This window comes from Dialister sp., assembly GCF_047832375.1.
Lineage (GTDB): Bacteria > Bacillota > Negativicutes > Veillonellales > Dialisteraceae > Dialister.
This window is the reverse complement of the sequence record NZ_CP181256.1, coordinates 1,249,086-1,264,068: the sequence shown is the minus strand read 5'-3', so window position 1 is coordinate 1,264,068 and position 14,983 is coordinate 1,249,086. Positions and strand designations below refer to the sequence as shown.

Here is a 14,983-nt window from a genome sequence, read left to right as displayed (position 1 = left end):
CGAAACATAAAAATCGAATGTGAGAGAGAGTCGAGAGATCTCCCTGATATAACGCAAATCTGCCTGATATGACACACCAGTCAGTTGAGCGCCGGTTCTTTATATTTACTGAAATAGTTTTTTACAAATGAAATCCAGGTCTTCACATTCCGGTTCATATAGCCCCCCTTTTGCCAGAAAAGCACAAATTCCTCTTTAATCACCGGTCGGAAAGGAAGGACTGCCAGAACCTCTTCCCCCTGGCCTGCCGAGATTTTCCGGAGGGAATCGGCAATGGTGCCGTAGAGGAAGGCGCCGGAGGATCCTTCCCGGATAAAATTCAGGATCGTTTCCAGCTGGCTGGAATAGAGGATAGGATTGGGACGGGCATTCACCTTATAGAAAGCCTGCAGCAAAGGCTCGTTGAGCACGGAATCATCGCTCTGGAGAATCAGGGGCACCCCATCCAGGTCCTTTGCCGTCACCTGCTCCTTTTGGCTTAAAGGGTTTTCTTTGGAAACGCAGAACACGAACCGGTCCTGCAGGAGTACCCGGTAATGGAAGCGGGCCAGGGAGTCCGCCCCGAAATTCACCATGCAGCAGTCAAGCTCATGGTTTTCCAGCTTTTCCATGGACCGGCGGGAACTGTATTCATGGAGCACCACGGGGATAGGGTACCGGTCATGGAATTCCCGGAGCAGGTCCGGGAAAATGACGGTGGACCGGATGGGCGGGATACCCACATGCACCGGGTAGCTGTCCTCCGGACGGCCCGCAAAGGTAGCATACATGTCGTCGCAGCGCTCAAGGATTTCCACGGCCTTTCGATAGAATGCCTTTCCCTCCTCCGTCAGGATGACCCGGTTTCCCGTATGGGCGTAGAGCTCCAGGGAAAATTCCTTTTCCAGGGACTTGATAGCCACGGAAATGGTGGGGTGGGAAACGTACAGGGCCTCAGCGGCCTTCGAAATACTGCCGTACCGGCAGACAGCGCAGAAATACTGCAATTGCATAATGGTCACAGCCATCCGCTCCCTTCCTGCTGCTGTAAAAATAACCTACACTGTTATAGGAAAAATGAACTTTTATTATTATAGTATACCATGTATGATGAAGGAACAGAAGGTAAGAAATCCTCCAGTCATATAAAGAGAAAGGACATACACCATGGAAACTATTTCAGAAGAACTCAGACACCGCACCGAAAAATTTGCCGCCCTCCACAAAGAGCAGGGCATGTTTATCCTCCCCAACGCCTGGGATATCGGCAGTGCCGTGGTTTACCAGAACGAAGGGTTCCAGGCCGTCGCCACCTCCAGTGCCGGCGTAGCCTACAGCCTTGGCCAGTCCGACTGCCAGCAGATTGATTTCGAAGACCTCCTCTGGGTGGTCCACAAAATGACCGGCCGTGTGAATATCCCGGTGTCCGTAGACTTTGAACGGGGCTATGGGGACACAGCAGCAGAAATCAGGGAAAATGCCCGCCGCCTCCTTTTGGCCGGCGCTTCCGGATTCAACGTGGAAGACGGAGACCCGAAGGGTGCCATGGGACCGGTGGAAAGACAGCTCATGGTCATCGACGTACTGAAAGAACTGAAAAAGGAACTGTCCCTGAATTTCGTCATCAATGCCAGAACCGATGCGTACTGGTACAATGTAGGCGATGAAGACAGGAAACTGGAAATCAGCCTGGAACGGGGCAAAACCTATGCAGAAGCCGGTGCCGACTGCGTATTCGTAGCCGGTCCTGTAGACCTTCCTGCGGTCAAGCGGATCGTGGAAGAAATTCCGGCGCCCATTAACATCCTTCTCAACGGTAAATACCACGACTTCAAGGAACTGGAAAAGGCCGGCGTCCGCCGTCTGAGTGCAGGATCCGGCCCATCCCGGTGCATCTATGAAAAACTGATTCACATGGCAGACGACCTGAAAGAAGGGAAATGCGATTCCATCCTGAACTGCCAATTCTCCTACGGCCAGGCAAACGAGTATTTCAAGAAATAAGAATAAGAAAGAGGCCCCATCACGGGGCCCCTCTTTTATGGAAGGAAAGGAAAAAATATGGTATACACCTGTGAATACGAATCCCCCCTGGGAAGGATTACCATCGCCGCCAGTGAAGACGCCATCACGGGCCTCTGGTTCATTGGCCAGAAATACTATGGCCAGGGACTCCCAAAGAAGCGGATAGAAAAAACTACGCCCCTTCTGGAGGAAGCCAGACGGTGGCTGGACCTTTATTTTTCCGGCAAAGAGCCGGACTTTCTTCCTCCCCTCCAATATGGCAGCACCCCCTTCCGAAGACAGGTGTGCCAGATTATGCTCACCATCCCCTACGGCCACACCATGACCTATAAAGCCATCGCCGAAGAAGCGGCAATGCGGCTCCGTAAAGAAAACATGGCCCTCCAGGCCGTAGGCGGCGCCGTGGGCCACAACCCCATCACCCTCATGATCCCCTGCCACCGGGTAGTAGGTACCGATGGCAGCCTCACCGGTTATGCAGGAGGTATAGAAAGAAAAGTGGCGCTTTTGGAGTTAGAAAAAGCAGATATGACCGGGCTCTATGTACCGAAAGAGAAGTCAGCCGCTTCGCGGCATAGAGTTGAGAGTTTGCGATGCTGATGAGATCTAGATCTAGGTCTAGGTCTAGGTGTTCAGCCTGCGGCGCCACCGTCGGGCCCTGAAAGGAGGCTGCCCATCAGCAGTTTCACCGCACTATCTGACACTACCCCTCTAACGTCATTTCGAGCGGTGGTAAGCGGAGTAGTGACAGTGATGTCAAAAATCGCTACAGCTTCGAGGAGTCGAGAAATCTTTCTGGTGAATGACTATGACGGGAAAAGGCGGATTTGAGATTTGAGAGCTGATGTTACGCGGCTGGTGCCGCAGACCCATCAGGAATCCCTCTGTCTGCTGCGCAGACATCCCCCTTTGGAAAAGGGGGACTACCCAGTAGCGGCTGGCACCACAAAAATCAGCCTGCGGCGCTCCATCAGCTAACCTCCGTCTGCTTCGCAGCCACCTCCTACCCTAGGAAGGAGGCTATCGGGCCGCGGCGAAGCCGCAGATGGGTTCCTAATAACTCTGCACAAATAACGTGAAAATGCCTCAGCACGAGGCCCCTTTCCTGGGAAGGGGCTGCCCACCGGGCTGGGGTTAGCTGATGTGAAATGATCGAACCGGCCCGCAGGGCCTGATCGCCTGGCCACTAGATCTAGCCTCCAGCTACTGATTTGCCGCAGGCGAACCAGCTTTCCTGGAAGCTAACTGCCAGCAGCTAGAAGCCCCACCCGTTCGCACGCCGCCCAGCCATCCACCACCCGGCCCGCAGGGCCCAACCAGCTCAATGCTCAAGGCTGAAGGCTCAAGGCCCCATCCCTTCGTACGCTCACTTCCACACCAACCATTCATACAAGAAAGGAACACCCCAAAAAATAATGAACAGGAAATACCTCTATTTACTGGCAGCAGGCCATTTATCCAACGATATCAACGCCGGTTCCCTGCCGGCGCTGCTGCCATTCTTTGTGAATCTTTACGGCATGGACTACACCGCCGCCGCAGGACTCATGTTTGCCTCCTCCTTCCTGAGTTCCATCATCCAGCCCCTCTTCGGCTGGCTGGCAGACAGGGGCCCACGGCAGTGGTTCATGGCCCTGGGTATTTTCTTTGCCGGCACTTCCCTGGCATTGACCGGATTCGTGTCAAACTACTGGCTCATATTCGCCGCCATCACTATTATGGGCGTGGCATCCGCCATATTTCACCCGGAAGCCGCCCGCTGCGTGAATGGGGTATCCCAGGGTAACCGAGGCGAAGAGATGAGCATCTTCAGTGTCGGCGGGAATGGGGGCTTCGGCTTCGGTCCCCTGCTGGCGGTGTTCCTTGTCACCACCTTTGGCATGCATGGCCTTGCCTTCTACGGTATCAGCGCCATCTGCATGAGTTTCCTCTTCCTCCTGGCATCGCCCCACCTGCGCCGGGCCATCGAAGAAAGCAGCCGGAGAGCGGAAAAGCTGGCTGCCGCCGATGGGAAAGGCATCAGGAATACGGGACTCGAACAAAACGACTGGTCCGCCTTTGGCCGGCTCTTCGTGGTCATCCTTTTCCGGGCCGCCGTATATACCGGATTTTCCAGTTTCCTTCCCCTCTTCTGCATCCGCGCCCTGGGCACAAGTGAAGCCACAGGCTCCCTCGCCCTCTCCATCGTCAGCATCGCCGGCGTGGCGGCTACCCTCGTGGGCGGCTGGTTTGCAGACCACCATGGCTATCGGAAAACCCTCCGCATCTGCCATGTTCTCCTTGTTCCCTTCCTTGCGGTGGTGGCTTTCTCCGGCAGCATTTACGCCGTCTACGCCATGCTTATTCCCCTTTCCATCGCCATGCTGGCTCCCTATTCGTCCTTCGTGGTGCTGGGACAGGAATACCTGGCCAGAAACGTGGGCTTCGCCTCCGGTGTCACCCTGGGTATCTCCATGAGCGTCGGCGGCATCACCGCTCCCATGCTGGGCCGCTTCGCCGATATCTACGGCATAACCGCCGTCATGGCCCTCCTGGTACTCCTCTCCGCCATCTGTGCCGGAGCCACATTCCTCCTTCCATCGAAAAAGATGGATAGAAATGGAGTAAAATAGGAATAGAGTTGAGAGTTGAGATTTGAGAGTTGAGGTTCCAGCCTGCGGCAAGAGGTGGCTAAGGTGGCTGAAGTGACTCAGGTGACTGAGGAGAAGGTGGCGGCACTGGCGAGATCGAGGCAATCAGCGTCTGAATGGCCAGTGGCCCCAAAGGACCGGATGGTTCATAAGGGTGGTGGGTTGGCATCGCTGCCGCTCGCCAACCAGGTTGTGGGTGCTGACGCACCGGGGGCATAAGGTGGATCAGCGTCAAAGCCGCAGTTGGGACCCTAAAGACTCTCCCCCAAAAACGTGTAATTGCCTCTACAGCAGGCCCCTTCCTCGGACCGGAGCTGCCCACCGGGCTGGGGTTAGCTGATGGGAAATGATGGGACCGGCCCGCAGGGCCTATTCACCTAGCCACTAGATCTAGCCACTAGCTACTGATTCGCCGCAGGCGAATCCGCTCACTTACCCATTCGTTACCACTCTATGCAAGGAGGCATATGCCATGTACTTCGAATACGGACGAAAAGAAACGGACCACCTCAAGTCCAGGGATAAAAGGCTGGGAGAAGCCATAGACCGCATCGGCCACATCTACCGGAAGGTGGATCCGGACCTGTTCTCCTCCGTCATCCACCACATCATCGGGCAGCAGATTTCCACCGCCGCCCAGGAAACCATATGGAAACGGCTCACGGACAAAGTGGGCACCGTCGATGCGGACACCCTCCTCTCCATGAGCCGGGAAGAACTGCAGTCCATCGGTACCACCTTCAAAAAGGTGGACTACATGAAGGACTTTGCGGAAAAAGTAAAAACCGGCGCCTTTGCTATAGATGCCCTGGATTCCATGAGCGATGAAGAAGTCATAAAGCAGCTCTCCTCCCTGAAAGGTATCGGCCAATGGACCGCCGAAATGATCATGACCTTTTCCATGCAGCGCCCGGATATCGTGAGCTATGGAGATCTCGCCATACACCGGGGCATGCGCATGCTCTACAGGCACCGGAAAATAGACGTCCTGAAATTCAGGCGCTACAGGAAACGGTACTCCCCCTACGGTTCCGTAGCGAGCCTCTACCTCTGGTCCATAGCCGGCGGCGCTATCCCGGGCCTCACGGATCCGGCACCGAAAAGAAAAAGTTGAGAGCCCCGGTCCAGCGGCTGCGCCGTAAATGCACCTCTTCAGTCTGCTTCGCAGACAGCTCACCCTACGGGAAAGCGACTCACGATGATTTGAGCGTCGCTGCGCTCCTTCAAATTGTGTTCGCTGGTGCAACTCATGTTCGCTGCCACCCCGGAGGGGGAGCCGAGGCTTTAGCCTGCGGCGCCTCCATCAGATAACCTCCCTCGCCTTCCAGGGAAGGAGGCTGCCCATCCCCGGCTTCGCCGCAGGCCCATCAATCCATCCTGCGGCTTTGCCGCGCCCCTTCTCTAAGGGGCTTCATACTTCCGTTATATTTTCTACCGTGCTGCCTATGATTACGATGAATTCCCGCCGCGAAGCGGTTGATACTGTCTGACCTCTGAAGTCTGATCATCTGACGTCTATCCACCGAAGCCTTCACCCGTTTCCACAGGAGCCGGCCACCCGTTTACAGGCGGCTTTGGTCCTCTTCCCCGGCGCACCAGTTTTCCTTCCGCCACTTTGTCCATGAATCCCCGAATCGGCATGAGACCATCGATTACCATGCCACCGATATTGACATAGCTCACATAGGCCTGGTGGGCACCGGGACAGGGGACGGGGCACTGGTCGATTTTAATGACGCTTCCCCGATCATCCACGTAGACCTCTCCCTTTTTGGGAAAAGGGTGCACCATCACCGACTCCCAGGGCGCCATGTCCCTGGTCTCTTCATCGTAGTAATATACAGGGAGCCCCTTTCTTTTCATGTACTTCAGGGTCTCCAGGAGCCCTGCCGTAAGCTCTGTCCCGCTTCCTACCACCATTTGAATGCAACTGTCAATATACCGCCGGGCACTGGTGGGATACAGCACCTTCAGGGGCATGAAAAACTGCCGATCTCTGTACCGGTCCTGCAGGGTCCCCAGGAGAGATACCAGCTCCTGTCTCGTCCGCTGCCGCTTCAGCACCCGATTCCAGTCGGTATACCAGAAAAACATGCCCTTCCATTCCTTCTCCATGTCCATGGCCTCCTCCAAATAGAAAACGTAAGTTCTGTATGGATTATACCATAGTCCATACGTTCTATCAAACAGATATTCCTATGAAATTTTCTTTCCTCTTCCTCTTCACTCTTCTCTCTTCCCTATAAATTTTCCCCATAAAAAAAGAATTGAGGCGCCGGCGCTCGCGCCTGAACCTCAATTCTCAATACTCAATTCTCAAATCTTTATTTATACTTACCTGTCGGAATCACTGGGCACATCGGACGGTTTATTTTTGAAAACCTCGTCTTCCGTTTCCAGGATCTTTTCCGCTTTATAGGCAGCTGCGGGGCTGTCTTTTTTCAGTTCTTTCACACCCTCTTTGATTTCTTCGTCAATGACTGCTCCTTCTTTATCGAATTTTTTCTCCATGATAAAGACCTCCTTTTCAAAGACTGCGGAAGGCTTTCACCTTCTATCTATATTATAATCTTTTCCAATTCCTTTGTTAAGGGGGCGTTTGTGGCAGAGAGTTATGTAACCGTGCGGGGGGCTTCTAGCTATTAGCTGTTAGCAGCTAGTAAAACACTACAGCCTACGGCATGATGAGACTTACGAAAACAAAGACCGAAAAGCGCCGCAGGCGAATCAGCTTTCCTGGATGCTAACAGCCAGCAGCTAGAAGCCCACGCCCGTTCACACCTCACATGGCCACACGAAACCTGGCCCGCAGGGCCTGACTAACCAGCTTCCCTGGCCACCAGCTGCTGATTCGCCGGCGGCGAATCCCCTCAGCTCCCCGATTTCATGCCTTTCAGGTGGTCCGTGGAGTTCAGCATGTAGAGCACATTCATATCCCCCGGGTATACCTGGATGGCAGAGATGCAGGCGTTGGACAGGGCCAGGTTCCAGCACCGGGCAAGGGGGATGTGGATCATGGAGCAGATAATGGTGCGGAGCGCCGCCCCGTGGCACACGATGGCCCAGGTCTTGTTATCTCCCCTTGCAATGATGTCCTTCACCGCTTCCATGCACCGTTTCCGGCAGTCTTCGAAGGATTCCCCATGGGGCAGCTGCAGGTCCCCGGCGTCGTGATACATGGCTTCGATCATGCCGGGCCAGATGGCTTCGATTTCCTGGTACGTCTTTCCTTCCCAGTCACCGAAGGAAAGCTCCTTCAGCCGATCCTCCTTTTCCAGGGGAAGGCCCTTGATTTCCGCAATGCCCTCCGCCGTTTTGGAAGCCCGGATGAGGGGGCTCGTGATGACGCCGTCCAGGGGGACGTCCTTAAACCACAGGGCCGTCTGTCTGGCCTGGTCCAACCCCAGATCCGACAGGGGCACATCGGTCCGCCCCTGGTACCGGCCGCTGCTGTTCCACACGGTCTGGCCGTGGCGCACAAGATAGAGTGTAATCATTCTTTCCATACCTTTCGTAATGAAGCAAGGAGCCGTTCATTTTCTTCATGGGTCCGCACTGCCAGCCGGAAGAAACTGTTGTCCAGACCCTCGTAGTTTCCGCACTGCCGGATGAAGATGTCCTCCGGCAGGAGCCTCTTCTGCAGGTCCGCGGCGTCCTTTATTTCTCCCGTAAGACGGAGCAGGAGGAAATTGATGGTACCGGGATAAACCGTAAGGCCCGGCAGCTTTTTCAGTTCTCCTGCCAGCCATTCCCGTTCCTCTTTCACGAAGCGCCGGGTCCCTTCGATGTAGTCCCGGTCCCCCGCGGCCTCTGTCATGTAGAGCTGGGCCGGACCGTTTACATTCCAGGGAATCAGGGCATCATTCAGCCGTCCTGCCAGCTGCGGGTCCGCAAAGGAGCAGCCGATACGGAGTCCCGGCACCGCATAGAACTTCGTCAGGGACATGATGACCACCAGCTGTGGATAACTCCTGCACTCCTGGCGGTAAGAGCAGGGATCGCCTGCAAAGTCGATGAAGGACTCATCGATCACCACGAGGCTTTCCGTTTCCCTGGCCCGGTCCATGATACAATGGAATTCTTCCCGGGTAAGGAGACGGCCATCGGGGTTATTCGGATTTCCAAGGTAAATGAGGGAATGGGGCCCCATTTTTTCACTGATTTCATCAAGGGGCAGGTTGAAATGGTCTTCCACGGGAAGGCGGAAGCTCACCACTTCCGCCCCCGCCGCTTCCGCGGAGAGCCGGTATTCGCTGAATGCCGGCGCCGGCACCAGCACCCGGGCAGGCTTCGTGATGCGAAGGAGGGTATACATGAGCTCCGTCGCCCCATTTCCCAGGGAAATGGTATCCTTATCCATGCCGTAAGCCTTTGACAGGGCCCCTTTCACGTCCCTTTCTTCCACGTCCGGGTACCGGAGGGTCTCCACTTCCCAATAACGTGTAAGAGCCTTTCTTCCGGAGGGAGAAAGGCCAAGGGGATTGATATTGATACTGAAATCCAGGATTTTATTTCGTTCTTCCGGGGAAAATCCGAATACATCTCCCCCGTGTCTAGAGCTTTTCAAAGTCATTCATATCACACTTTCTGTATTCCATGCCCCGGTTCGTAATGTGTACCAGGTCCAGGAAGGTCATCCGTCCCTTCATGGCATCATCGATGTGGCGGCGTACTTCCCCTGCCGGTCGATCCGGCGGAAGGATGAGGCCCAGCACCGTGCCGCTGTGGGCACAGATCACCCCTTCTCCCCCTTCTTTCAATCCGAGGCGGTAGAAATCGTCCAGTGGCTTTTTGAAGAGAATCTTCTGGTTCGCAAAGGCGCTGATAGATGCCGCCTTCCCGATGAGGGCGGTGGACTGGGTGCGAATGCCCTCCCGGAACAGGGTAAGGGCCCGGGAAACTTCTTTTCCATTGCTCTTCTGCAGGTCCACCAGGTCCTTCCGGCTGTTGAACTGCATGGTATCCACCTCGCCGCCACAGTCGTAAATCAGGATCTGCATGGCCGGGCAGATGCCCATTTCCCGGATAAGCCGGCCTTCCCGGTAATCAAACTGCACGATGCCCTTGAAGAATGTGGCATCGCTGGGCTCTATGGACAGCGCAATATCGGCGATTTCCCGCTCCGACAGCTTCCGCCCCAGGGACAGGGCCACTGCCTGGGATACGGCGCTGATATCGGCGGTGCTGGAGGCCATGCCCTTTCCTTTTTTTATATAGGACTTCAGCCGAAGGGGCAGGGATGTCCTCTCTTCCCCCAGATACCGGAGGGTGCCCTTCATGGCCATTTCCGCCTTGGACGGGAGCACATCCCCCTTCACGTCAAAGCCGGAAAGGGCATAGGAAAACCGGTCGATGGGACAGGTCACCATAAAGGAAGAACCTTCGGAATAGCCCTGGATGAATTCACCGCAGGATCCCGGCGAGCTTACAACATATGCCATAGATTCCCCCTGGTAATCAGTAAAAACAGAAGAGCCAGCACCATTTCGGTAATCTGGTTCACAAATCCATAGGTATCGCCGGTGGTGCCCCCGATTTTACGGACAATCCACCGGTTCAGGTACAGCCCCAGAAGGACCGCGGCCCCTGCCAGGACAAGGTAAGTGAAGCCGAAGTATAATGCCGGCAGCAGGGCCAGCACCACCGCCCCCGCCACCGCGTGTTCTCCCCGGTACGTGGCAAAGGCCTTTCCCATGCCGTAGGGACGGGCATAGGGATATTCACAGATGCTGATGACCAGGTTCAGCCGCCCCAGGGTAGGCGCTGCAATGAGCACCGGGTAAAGAAGGGCGTCCGTGCTTCCCAGGGACAGGGTATAGAGATTGATGAAAATGATGATGGAAAGCATGCCAAAGGAGCCGATGAGGCTGTCCTTCATGATTTCCAGGGACCGTTCCCGGGACCGGCCGGAAAAGAGGCCGTCCGAAGAATCCATGAGACCGTCCGCCAGGGTGCCTCCGGAAAGGAAAAGCTCCCCGATGACGATGAGAAATGCGGTGAGGTACGGCACGTCCAATGGCTTCAGGAGGTAGTAAATGAGGCACATGAAGGCCCCCAGAATCCAGCCGTACACCGGAAACCAGACCACGCTTTTCCCGAATTCCTCGTCCTTCCATATGGTATTGTTGGAAATATGGATCCTCGTCATAAACTGGAGGCCCACAAGAAAAGAGTTCATGCCATCACCGTTGTTAGTCGTACATACTATGTAAATAAAAAAGGAAAACAATAGAGTGTGAGGTCTAGGTCTAGGTCTAGGTCTAGGTCTAGTTGGCCAGCCTGCGGCGCTATGTGGGTTGCTGGCGCGTGAACATGCGAGGGCTGCTAGCTTCTAGCTGTTAGCTGCCAGGAAAGCTGGGCAGCGGCTTTGCCGCAAATGCACCCCTTCAGCCTTCGGCAGCTCCCCCGGAGGGGGAGCAAAGAGATCCGTCTGCAGCGAAGCCGCTGGACCTCAATTCTCAATTCTCAAATCTCAATTTCTATCTTTTTACCACAGGAAGAAGATCAGCACCGATTCGAGGACTACAAAAAGGATGGTGGCGGCGTACATCATACAGATAGCCTGTTTGATATGGTCCGCCTTAAGGGGGGTGTCAGGGTCCCCCATGTATTCCCGGAATTCCGGTTTTCCTTCGTAGTAGTTGTAGCCTCCCAGGCGTACGTGCATGGCGCCGGCCACGGTGGCTTCGGCGTAGCCCCCGTTAGGGGACGGGTGTTTCGGCGCATCCCGGAGGCCGATTTTCTTTGCATTTTTCCAGTCCAGCTTCAGGATAGCCGCAGACGCCACGAAGAGGAGGAACGTTATCCGGGCGGGGATGTAGTTCAGCACATCATCCAGCCGGGCAGCAAAGCGGCCGAAGTACAGGTACCGGTCGTTCTTGTATCCCAGCATGGAATCCATGGTATTCCCTGCACGGTACACCATGGCCCCCACGGGCCCGAAGAGGAGAAACCAGAAGAGCGGTGAAATGATACCGTCCGTCGTATTTTCGGCAATGGTCTCCACCGTGCCCCGGGCGATGTCGCTCTCATCCAGGTTTTCCGTATCCCGGCCCACGATCCAGCTCAGCCGTTTCCGGGCAGCCACGATATCCCCCGCCTTCAGGAGGTGGTAGATTTCCATGCCGTCCCGGCAAAGGGCCCTGGGGGTGATTGTGAAGTACAGGATCACTGCCCCCATGGCGGCGTAGAAGAGGATGCCCCCTTTGACGGAAAGCCATACGAGGAGCCCCGTAATGAGTCCCACCGTCAGGAGCACCAGCAGCACCGTCACCATGCCCCGGATAAACATATTTCCATTGGAAGTCTTCGGCTCCGGATAGAGCTTATCTTCATAGAAGGAAATGAGCTTCCCGATGAGCACCACCGGATGCCAGTCGCTCCGGGGATCCCCATAGATGGTATCAATCACCAGGGCCGCAATGGGGATCAGGGCATAAAAGGAAGAATAAATCAGACCGTCCAATTATTCATTCTCCAGAATCTTATAGAATGCATCCATATCGAAATGGCTTCTGACCGTCTTGGCGAGCCGGTCGAATTCCGACTCCTTATATTCCCGGTACTTGAACTGTACCGGCAGGTCTTTGAGTCCCTTCCGGCGGCGGAGGGCGTTGATTACCGCCCGGCGGAGGTCGTCGTTATCGAAAAGTCCATGGCAGTAGGTACCGAAGACGTTCCGTTTTTTATTGATATAGCCATCCCGGAGGTCCACTTGATCTTCGCTTCTCTGTACAATGTGGAACAGGGACTGTGCCGGTTTCGTAAGGGTGGTTTCTCCCATATGGATTTCATAACCCCGAAGTCCCCTGCCGGAGAATTTCATGCCCAGGAAGGGCAGGTCGTCGCAGTCGAAGGTGACCTGGTATGTATTCTTCTTGCCGTGCATGGAAGTGGTGTAAGGCAGGAGACCAAGGCCATCCACTTCATCGTTCGTGCTTTCCACGTGGAGCGGGTCACACACCTTTTCACCGAGCATCTGGAAACCGCCGCAGATGCCGATGACCGGCACCCCTTTGGCCGCCATTTCCTGGATTTCCTTGGCGTATCCCTGCCGCTTCAGGTACAGCAGGTCTTCCGTGGTATTCTTGCTGCCCGGGAGGAGGATGAGGTCCGGATCCCCGATCATATCCCCCTGCTGCACGAACCGCACATTCACGTCGGGTTCATGGTTCAAGGCATCGAAGTCTGTGAAATTGGAAATCTTCGGGGTCTGCATGACGGCGATGTGGATATCCCGCATCACATGGTCACTGGGCAGGTCCTGGAGGGAAACGGAGTCTTCGTCGTCAATGCCCAGCTTGTCCAGGTACGGAATGACGCCGAGCACCGGGATGCCTGTCTTTTCCTTCAGGAAGGTCAGTGCCGGTTCCAGGAGGGAAATATCGCCCCGGAACTTGTTGATTACAAGTCCCTTCACGAGAGCCCGTTCCTCCGGTTCCAGAAGTTCCAAAGTGCCCACGATGGAAGCCAGGGCGCCGCCCCGGTCGATATCGGCGATGAGGAATACGGGAGAATGGCATTCTTTGGCAATCCGCATATTGACGATATCGTTCTTCTTCAGGTTCACTTCCGCCGGGCTGCCGGCCCCTTCAATGACCAGGGCATCGAAATGGGTTTCCATGTAATCCAGGCTCTGCTTCACCGTATCCCAGGCCCGTTGGCTGTAACTGTTCTGGTATTCGGAAGCACTGTAATTGCCTACGGACTGGCCGAGAAGGATGACCTGGGAGCAGGAATTTCCCGTAGGCTTCAGGAGCACCGGGTTCATCTGCACAATAGGCAGGGTTCCTGCCGCTTCCGCCTGGGCCACCGTGGAACGGCCGATTTCACCGCCCGACAGGGTGACATAGGAATTCAGCGCCATATTCTGGGCCTTGAAGGGGGCCGTTTTGTAGCCATCCTGGGACAGGATCCGGCAGAATGCGGTGGTGAGGATACTCTTCCCCACATGGGAACTGATTCCCTGAAACATTACGCGTTTAGCAATCTTTGTCATTATAGCTCCACTCCTCTTTCTTTGAGCTCCATGGTAATCCCTGCAATGGAAAGATAGACCTTGTCAGCCCGCTTCGCCACATACTGGTTTGCCAGGCCCACAAGATCCCTGTATACACGGCTCATGGCGTTGGCCGGGACAATGCCCATGCCCAGTTCATCGGAAACAAATATGATTTCCTTGCCGCTGGCCCTGGAAATTTTGTCAAACATGAGGTCCAGGTCCCTCTCCAGACTGGTCTGAAGGGTGGTGAGATCCGACACCCCCAGGGTTTCCACAGTGATTCCCTTCATGTGGTCCATGAGGATGTTATTCACATACATGGTAATGCAGTCAAAAAGGATGGCGTCCGCCTCGGAGAGCACTCCCTCCATGGCTTCCCCTGCCCCATGCATGACCTCGAAGGTCTTCCAGTCCGCCGGCCTGCGCTGCCGGTGAAGAATGACCCGGTACCGCATCTCGTCGTCCAGGATCTGGGACGTAGCGATGTATCCCTTCCTTTTCCCTGTGGAATGATACATCAGCTTCTCTGCGAATTCGCTCTTGCCACTTCTGGCTCCGCCAAGAACAAGAAATATCTTATTTTTCATGCCCTTTCATCACCTTCATTTCTATAGATTAATGGCAATACTACCCTTAAATAATAACATAATAAAGGGGTGAGTGCCATAGGAACCGCCGCCGGTGGCGGCATAGAGTTGAGGTCCCGCCTGCGGCGCTTCCATCAGTTCCCATCCGCGGCTTTTGCCGCAGTTGGAATCCTGATGACTCTGTCCCCAAAACATGCGATTGCCTCTGCAGCAGGCTCTCTTCCCTGAAGAGAGCTGCCCACCGGGCTGAGAGATGGTGATGGGGGCTTCGCACAAAAGTATTTAACTGTTATGCAACAAAACCCATTAGAATCCCTCTGTCTGCTGCGCAGACATCCCCCTTTGGGAAAGGGGGACTACCTGACAGCAGCTAGCGCCGCAAATGCACCCCTATCCCCGCTTCGCGGGACTTCCCACACAGGGAAGCGTCTCACTGATTTCTCAGTCGCCTGATGGCTCCCTACGAAATCAGTTCGCTTGCCACCCCGGAGGGGGAAGCGAGTTTTTTCTTGGCTCCCCCTCCGGGGTGGCAGCGAACATGAGTTGCACCAGCGAACACAATTTGAAGGAGCGCAGCGACGCACAAATTGTCGTGAGTCGGTGACAGCCGTAGCGGAGGAGCGAAGCGACGCTCAAATCATCGTGAGTCGCTTTCCCGTAGGGTGAGCTGTCGCCGCAGGCGACTGAGGGGGTGCATTTGCGGCGCAGCCGCTGACCAATCTTTCCTAGCAGCTAGAAGCTAGAAGCTAAAAGCCCCCACA

The 14,983-nt window shown here is 55.2% G+C and carries 14 protein-coding genes; 4 read left to right on the top strand and 10 right to left on the bottom strand.

Features of this window, described 5'->3' with window-relative positions; all coding sequences use genetic code 11:
• Window positions 1-80: 80 nt before the first annotated feature.
• Window positions 81-1,007 (bottom strand): LysR family transcriptional regulator, encoded by a 927-nt coding sequence (locus ACFWUL_RS05090; protein WP_416177988.1) that lies wholly within the window; start codon window positions 1,005-1,007, stop codon window positions 81-83.
• A gap of 139 nt (window positions 1,008-1,146) precedes the next feature.
• Between ACFWUL_RS05090 and ACFWUL_RS05085 the strand changes: the two genes are divergently transcribed.
• From ACFWUL_RS05085 to ACFWUL_RS05070, 4 genes are all read left to right on the top strand, one after another.
• Complete coding sequence (locus ACFWUL_RS05085; RefSeq protein ID WP_297022012.1) at window positions 1,147-1,983, top strand: isocitrate lyase/PEP mutase family protein; 837 nt, start codon at window positions 1,147-1,149, stop codon at window positions 1,981-1,983.
• Window positions 1,984-2,040: 57 nt separating this feature from the next.
• Window positions 2,041-2,604 (top strand): methylated-DNA--[protein]-cysteine S-methyltransferase, encoded by a 564-nt coding sequence (locus ACFWUL_RS05080; RefSeq protein ID WP_416177987.1) that lies wholly within the window; start codon window positions 2,041-2,043, stop codon window positions 2,602-2,604.
• Between the two features lie 815 nt (window positions 2,605-3,419).
• Window positions 3,420-4,616, top strand: coding sequence for an MFS transporter (locus tag ACFWUL_RS05075; RefSeq protein WP_416177986.1), 1,197 nt, complete (start codon window positions 3,420-3,422; stop codon window positions 4,614-4,616).
• 490 nt (window positions 4,617-5,106) lie between these two features.
• On the top strand, window positions 5,107-5,748 hold the full coding sequence (locus ACFWUL_RS05070) for a DNA-3-methyladenine glycosylase family protein (protein WP_297022000.1): 642 nt from the start codon (window positions 5,107-5,109) through the stop codon (window positions 5,746-5,748).
• 401 nt (window positions 5,749-6,149) lie between these two features.
• Here ACFWUL_RS05070 and ACFWUL_RS05065 read toward each other — a convergent pair whose 3' ends face one another.
• The 9 genes from ACFWUL_RS05065 to cobU form a co-directional block, all read right to left on the bottom strand.
• On the bottom strand, window positions 6,150-6,755 hold the full coding sequence (locus ACFWUL_RS05065; protein ID WP_416177985.1) for a hypothetical protein: 606 nt from the start codon (window positions 6,753-6,755) through the stop codon (window positions 6,150-6,152).
• Between the two features lie 213 nt (window positions 6,756-6,968).
• Entirely contained in the window at window positions 6,969-7,145 is a 177-nt protein-coding gene (locus tag ACFWUL_RS05060; RefSeq protein WP_297021995.1) for a hypothetical protein, read from the bottom strand.
• Window positions 7,146-7,504: 359 nt separating this feature from the next.
• Complete coding sequence (cobC, locus tag ACFWUL_RS05055) at window positions 7,505-8,131, bottom strand: alpha-ribazole phosphatase (RefSeq protein ID WP_297041571.1); 627 nt, start codon at window positions 8,129-8,131, stop codon at window positions 7,505-7,507.
• Window positions 8,128-9,207, bottom strand: a complete 1,080-nt coding sequence (gene cobD / locus ACFWUL_RS05050) for a threonine-phosphate decarboxylase CobD (RefSeq protein WP_416177984.1) — start codon at window positions 9,205-9,207, stop codon at window positions 8,128-8,130. Before cobD ends, cobC begins: the two co-directional genes overlap by 4 nt.
• The gene (locus ACFWUL_RS05045; RefSeq protein ID WP_297021988.1) at window positions 9,188-10,075 is read right to left on the bottom strand and encodes a GHMP kinase; all 888 of its coding nucleotides are present in this window, start codon (window positions 10,073-10,075) and stop codon (window positions 9,188-9,190) included. The genes cobD and ACFWUL_RS05045 overlap by 20 nt, the downstream gene beginning before the upstream one ends.
• Window positions 10,060-10,812, bottom strand: coding sequence for an adenosylcobinamide-GDP ribazoletransferase (locus ACFWUL_RS05040; RefSeq protein WP_416177983.1), 753 nt, complete (start codon window positions 10,810-10,812; stop codon window positions 10,060-10,062). The genes ACFWUL_RS05045 and ACFWUL_RS05040 overlap by 16 nt, the downstream gene beginning before the upstream one ends.
• Window positions 10,813-11,121: 309 nt before the next feature.
• A complete protein-coding gene (gene cbiB / locus ACFWUL_RS05035) occupies window positions 11,122-12,099 on the bottom strand; it encodes an adenosylcobinamide-phosphate synthase CbiB (protein WP_297021983.1) in 978 nt (325 codons plus the stop codon).
• On the bottom strand, window positions 12,100-13,623 hold the full coding sequence (locus tag ACFWUL_RS05030; protein WP_416178116.1) for a cobyric acid synthase: 1,524 nt from the start codon (window positions 13,621-13,623) through the stop codon (window positions 12,100-12,102).
• A gap of 8 nt (window positions 13,624-13,631) precedes the next feature.
• Window positions 13,632-14,222: a bifunctional adenosylcobinamide kinase/adenosylcobinamide-phosphate guanylyltransferase gene (gene cobU, locus ACFWUL_RS05025; RefSeq protein WP_297021980.1), complete on the bottom strand. Its 591-nt coding sequence runs from the start codon at window positions 14,220-14,222 to the stop codon at window positions 13,632-13,634.
• Between the last annotated feature and the right edge of the window lie 761 nt (window positions 14,223-14,983).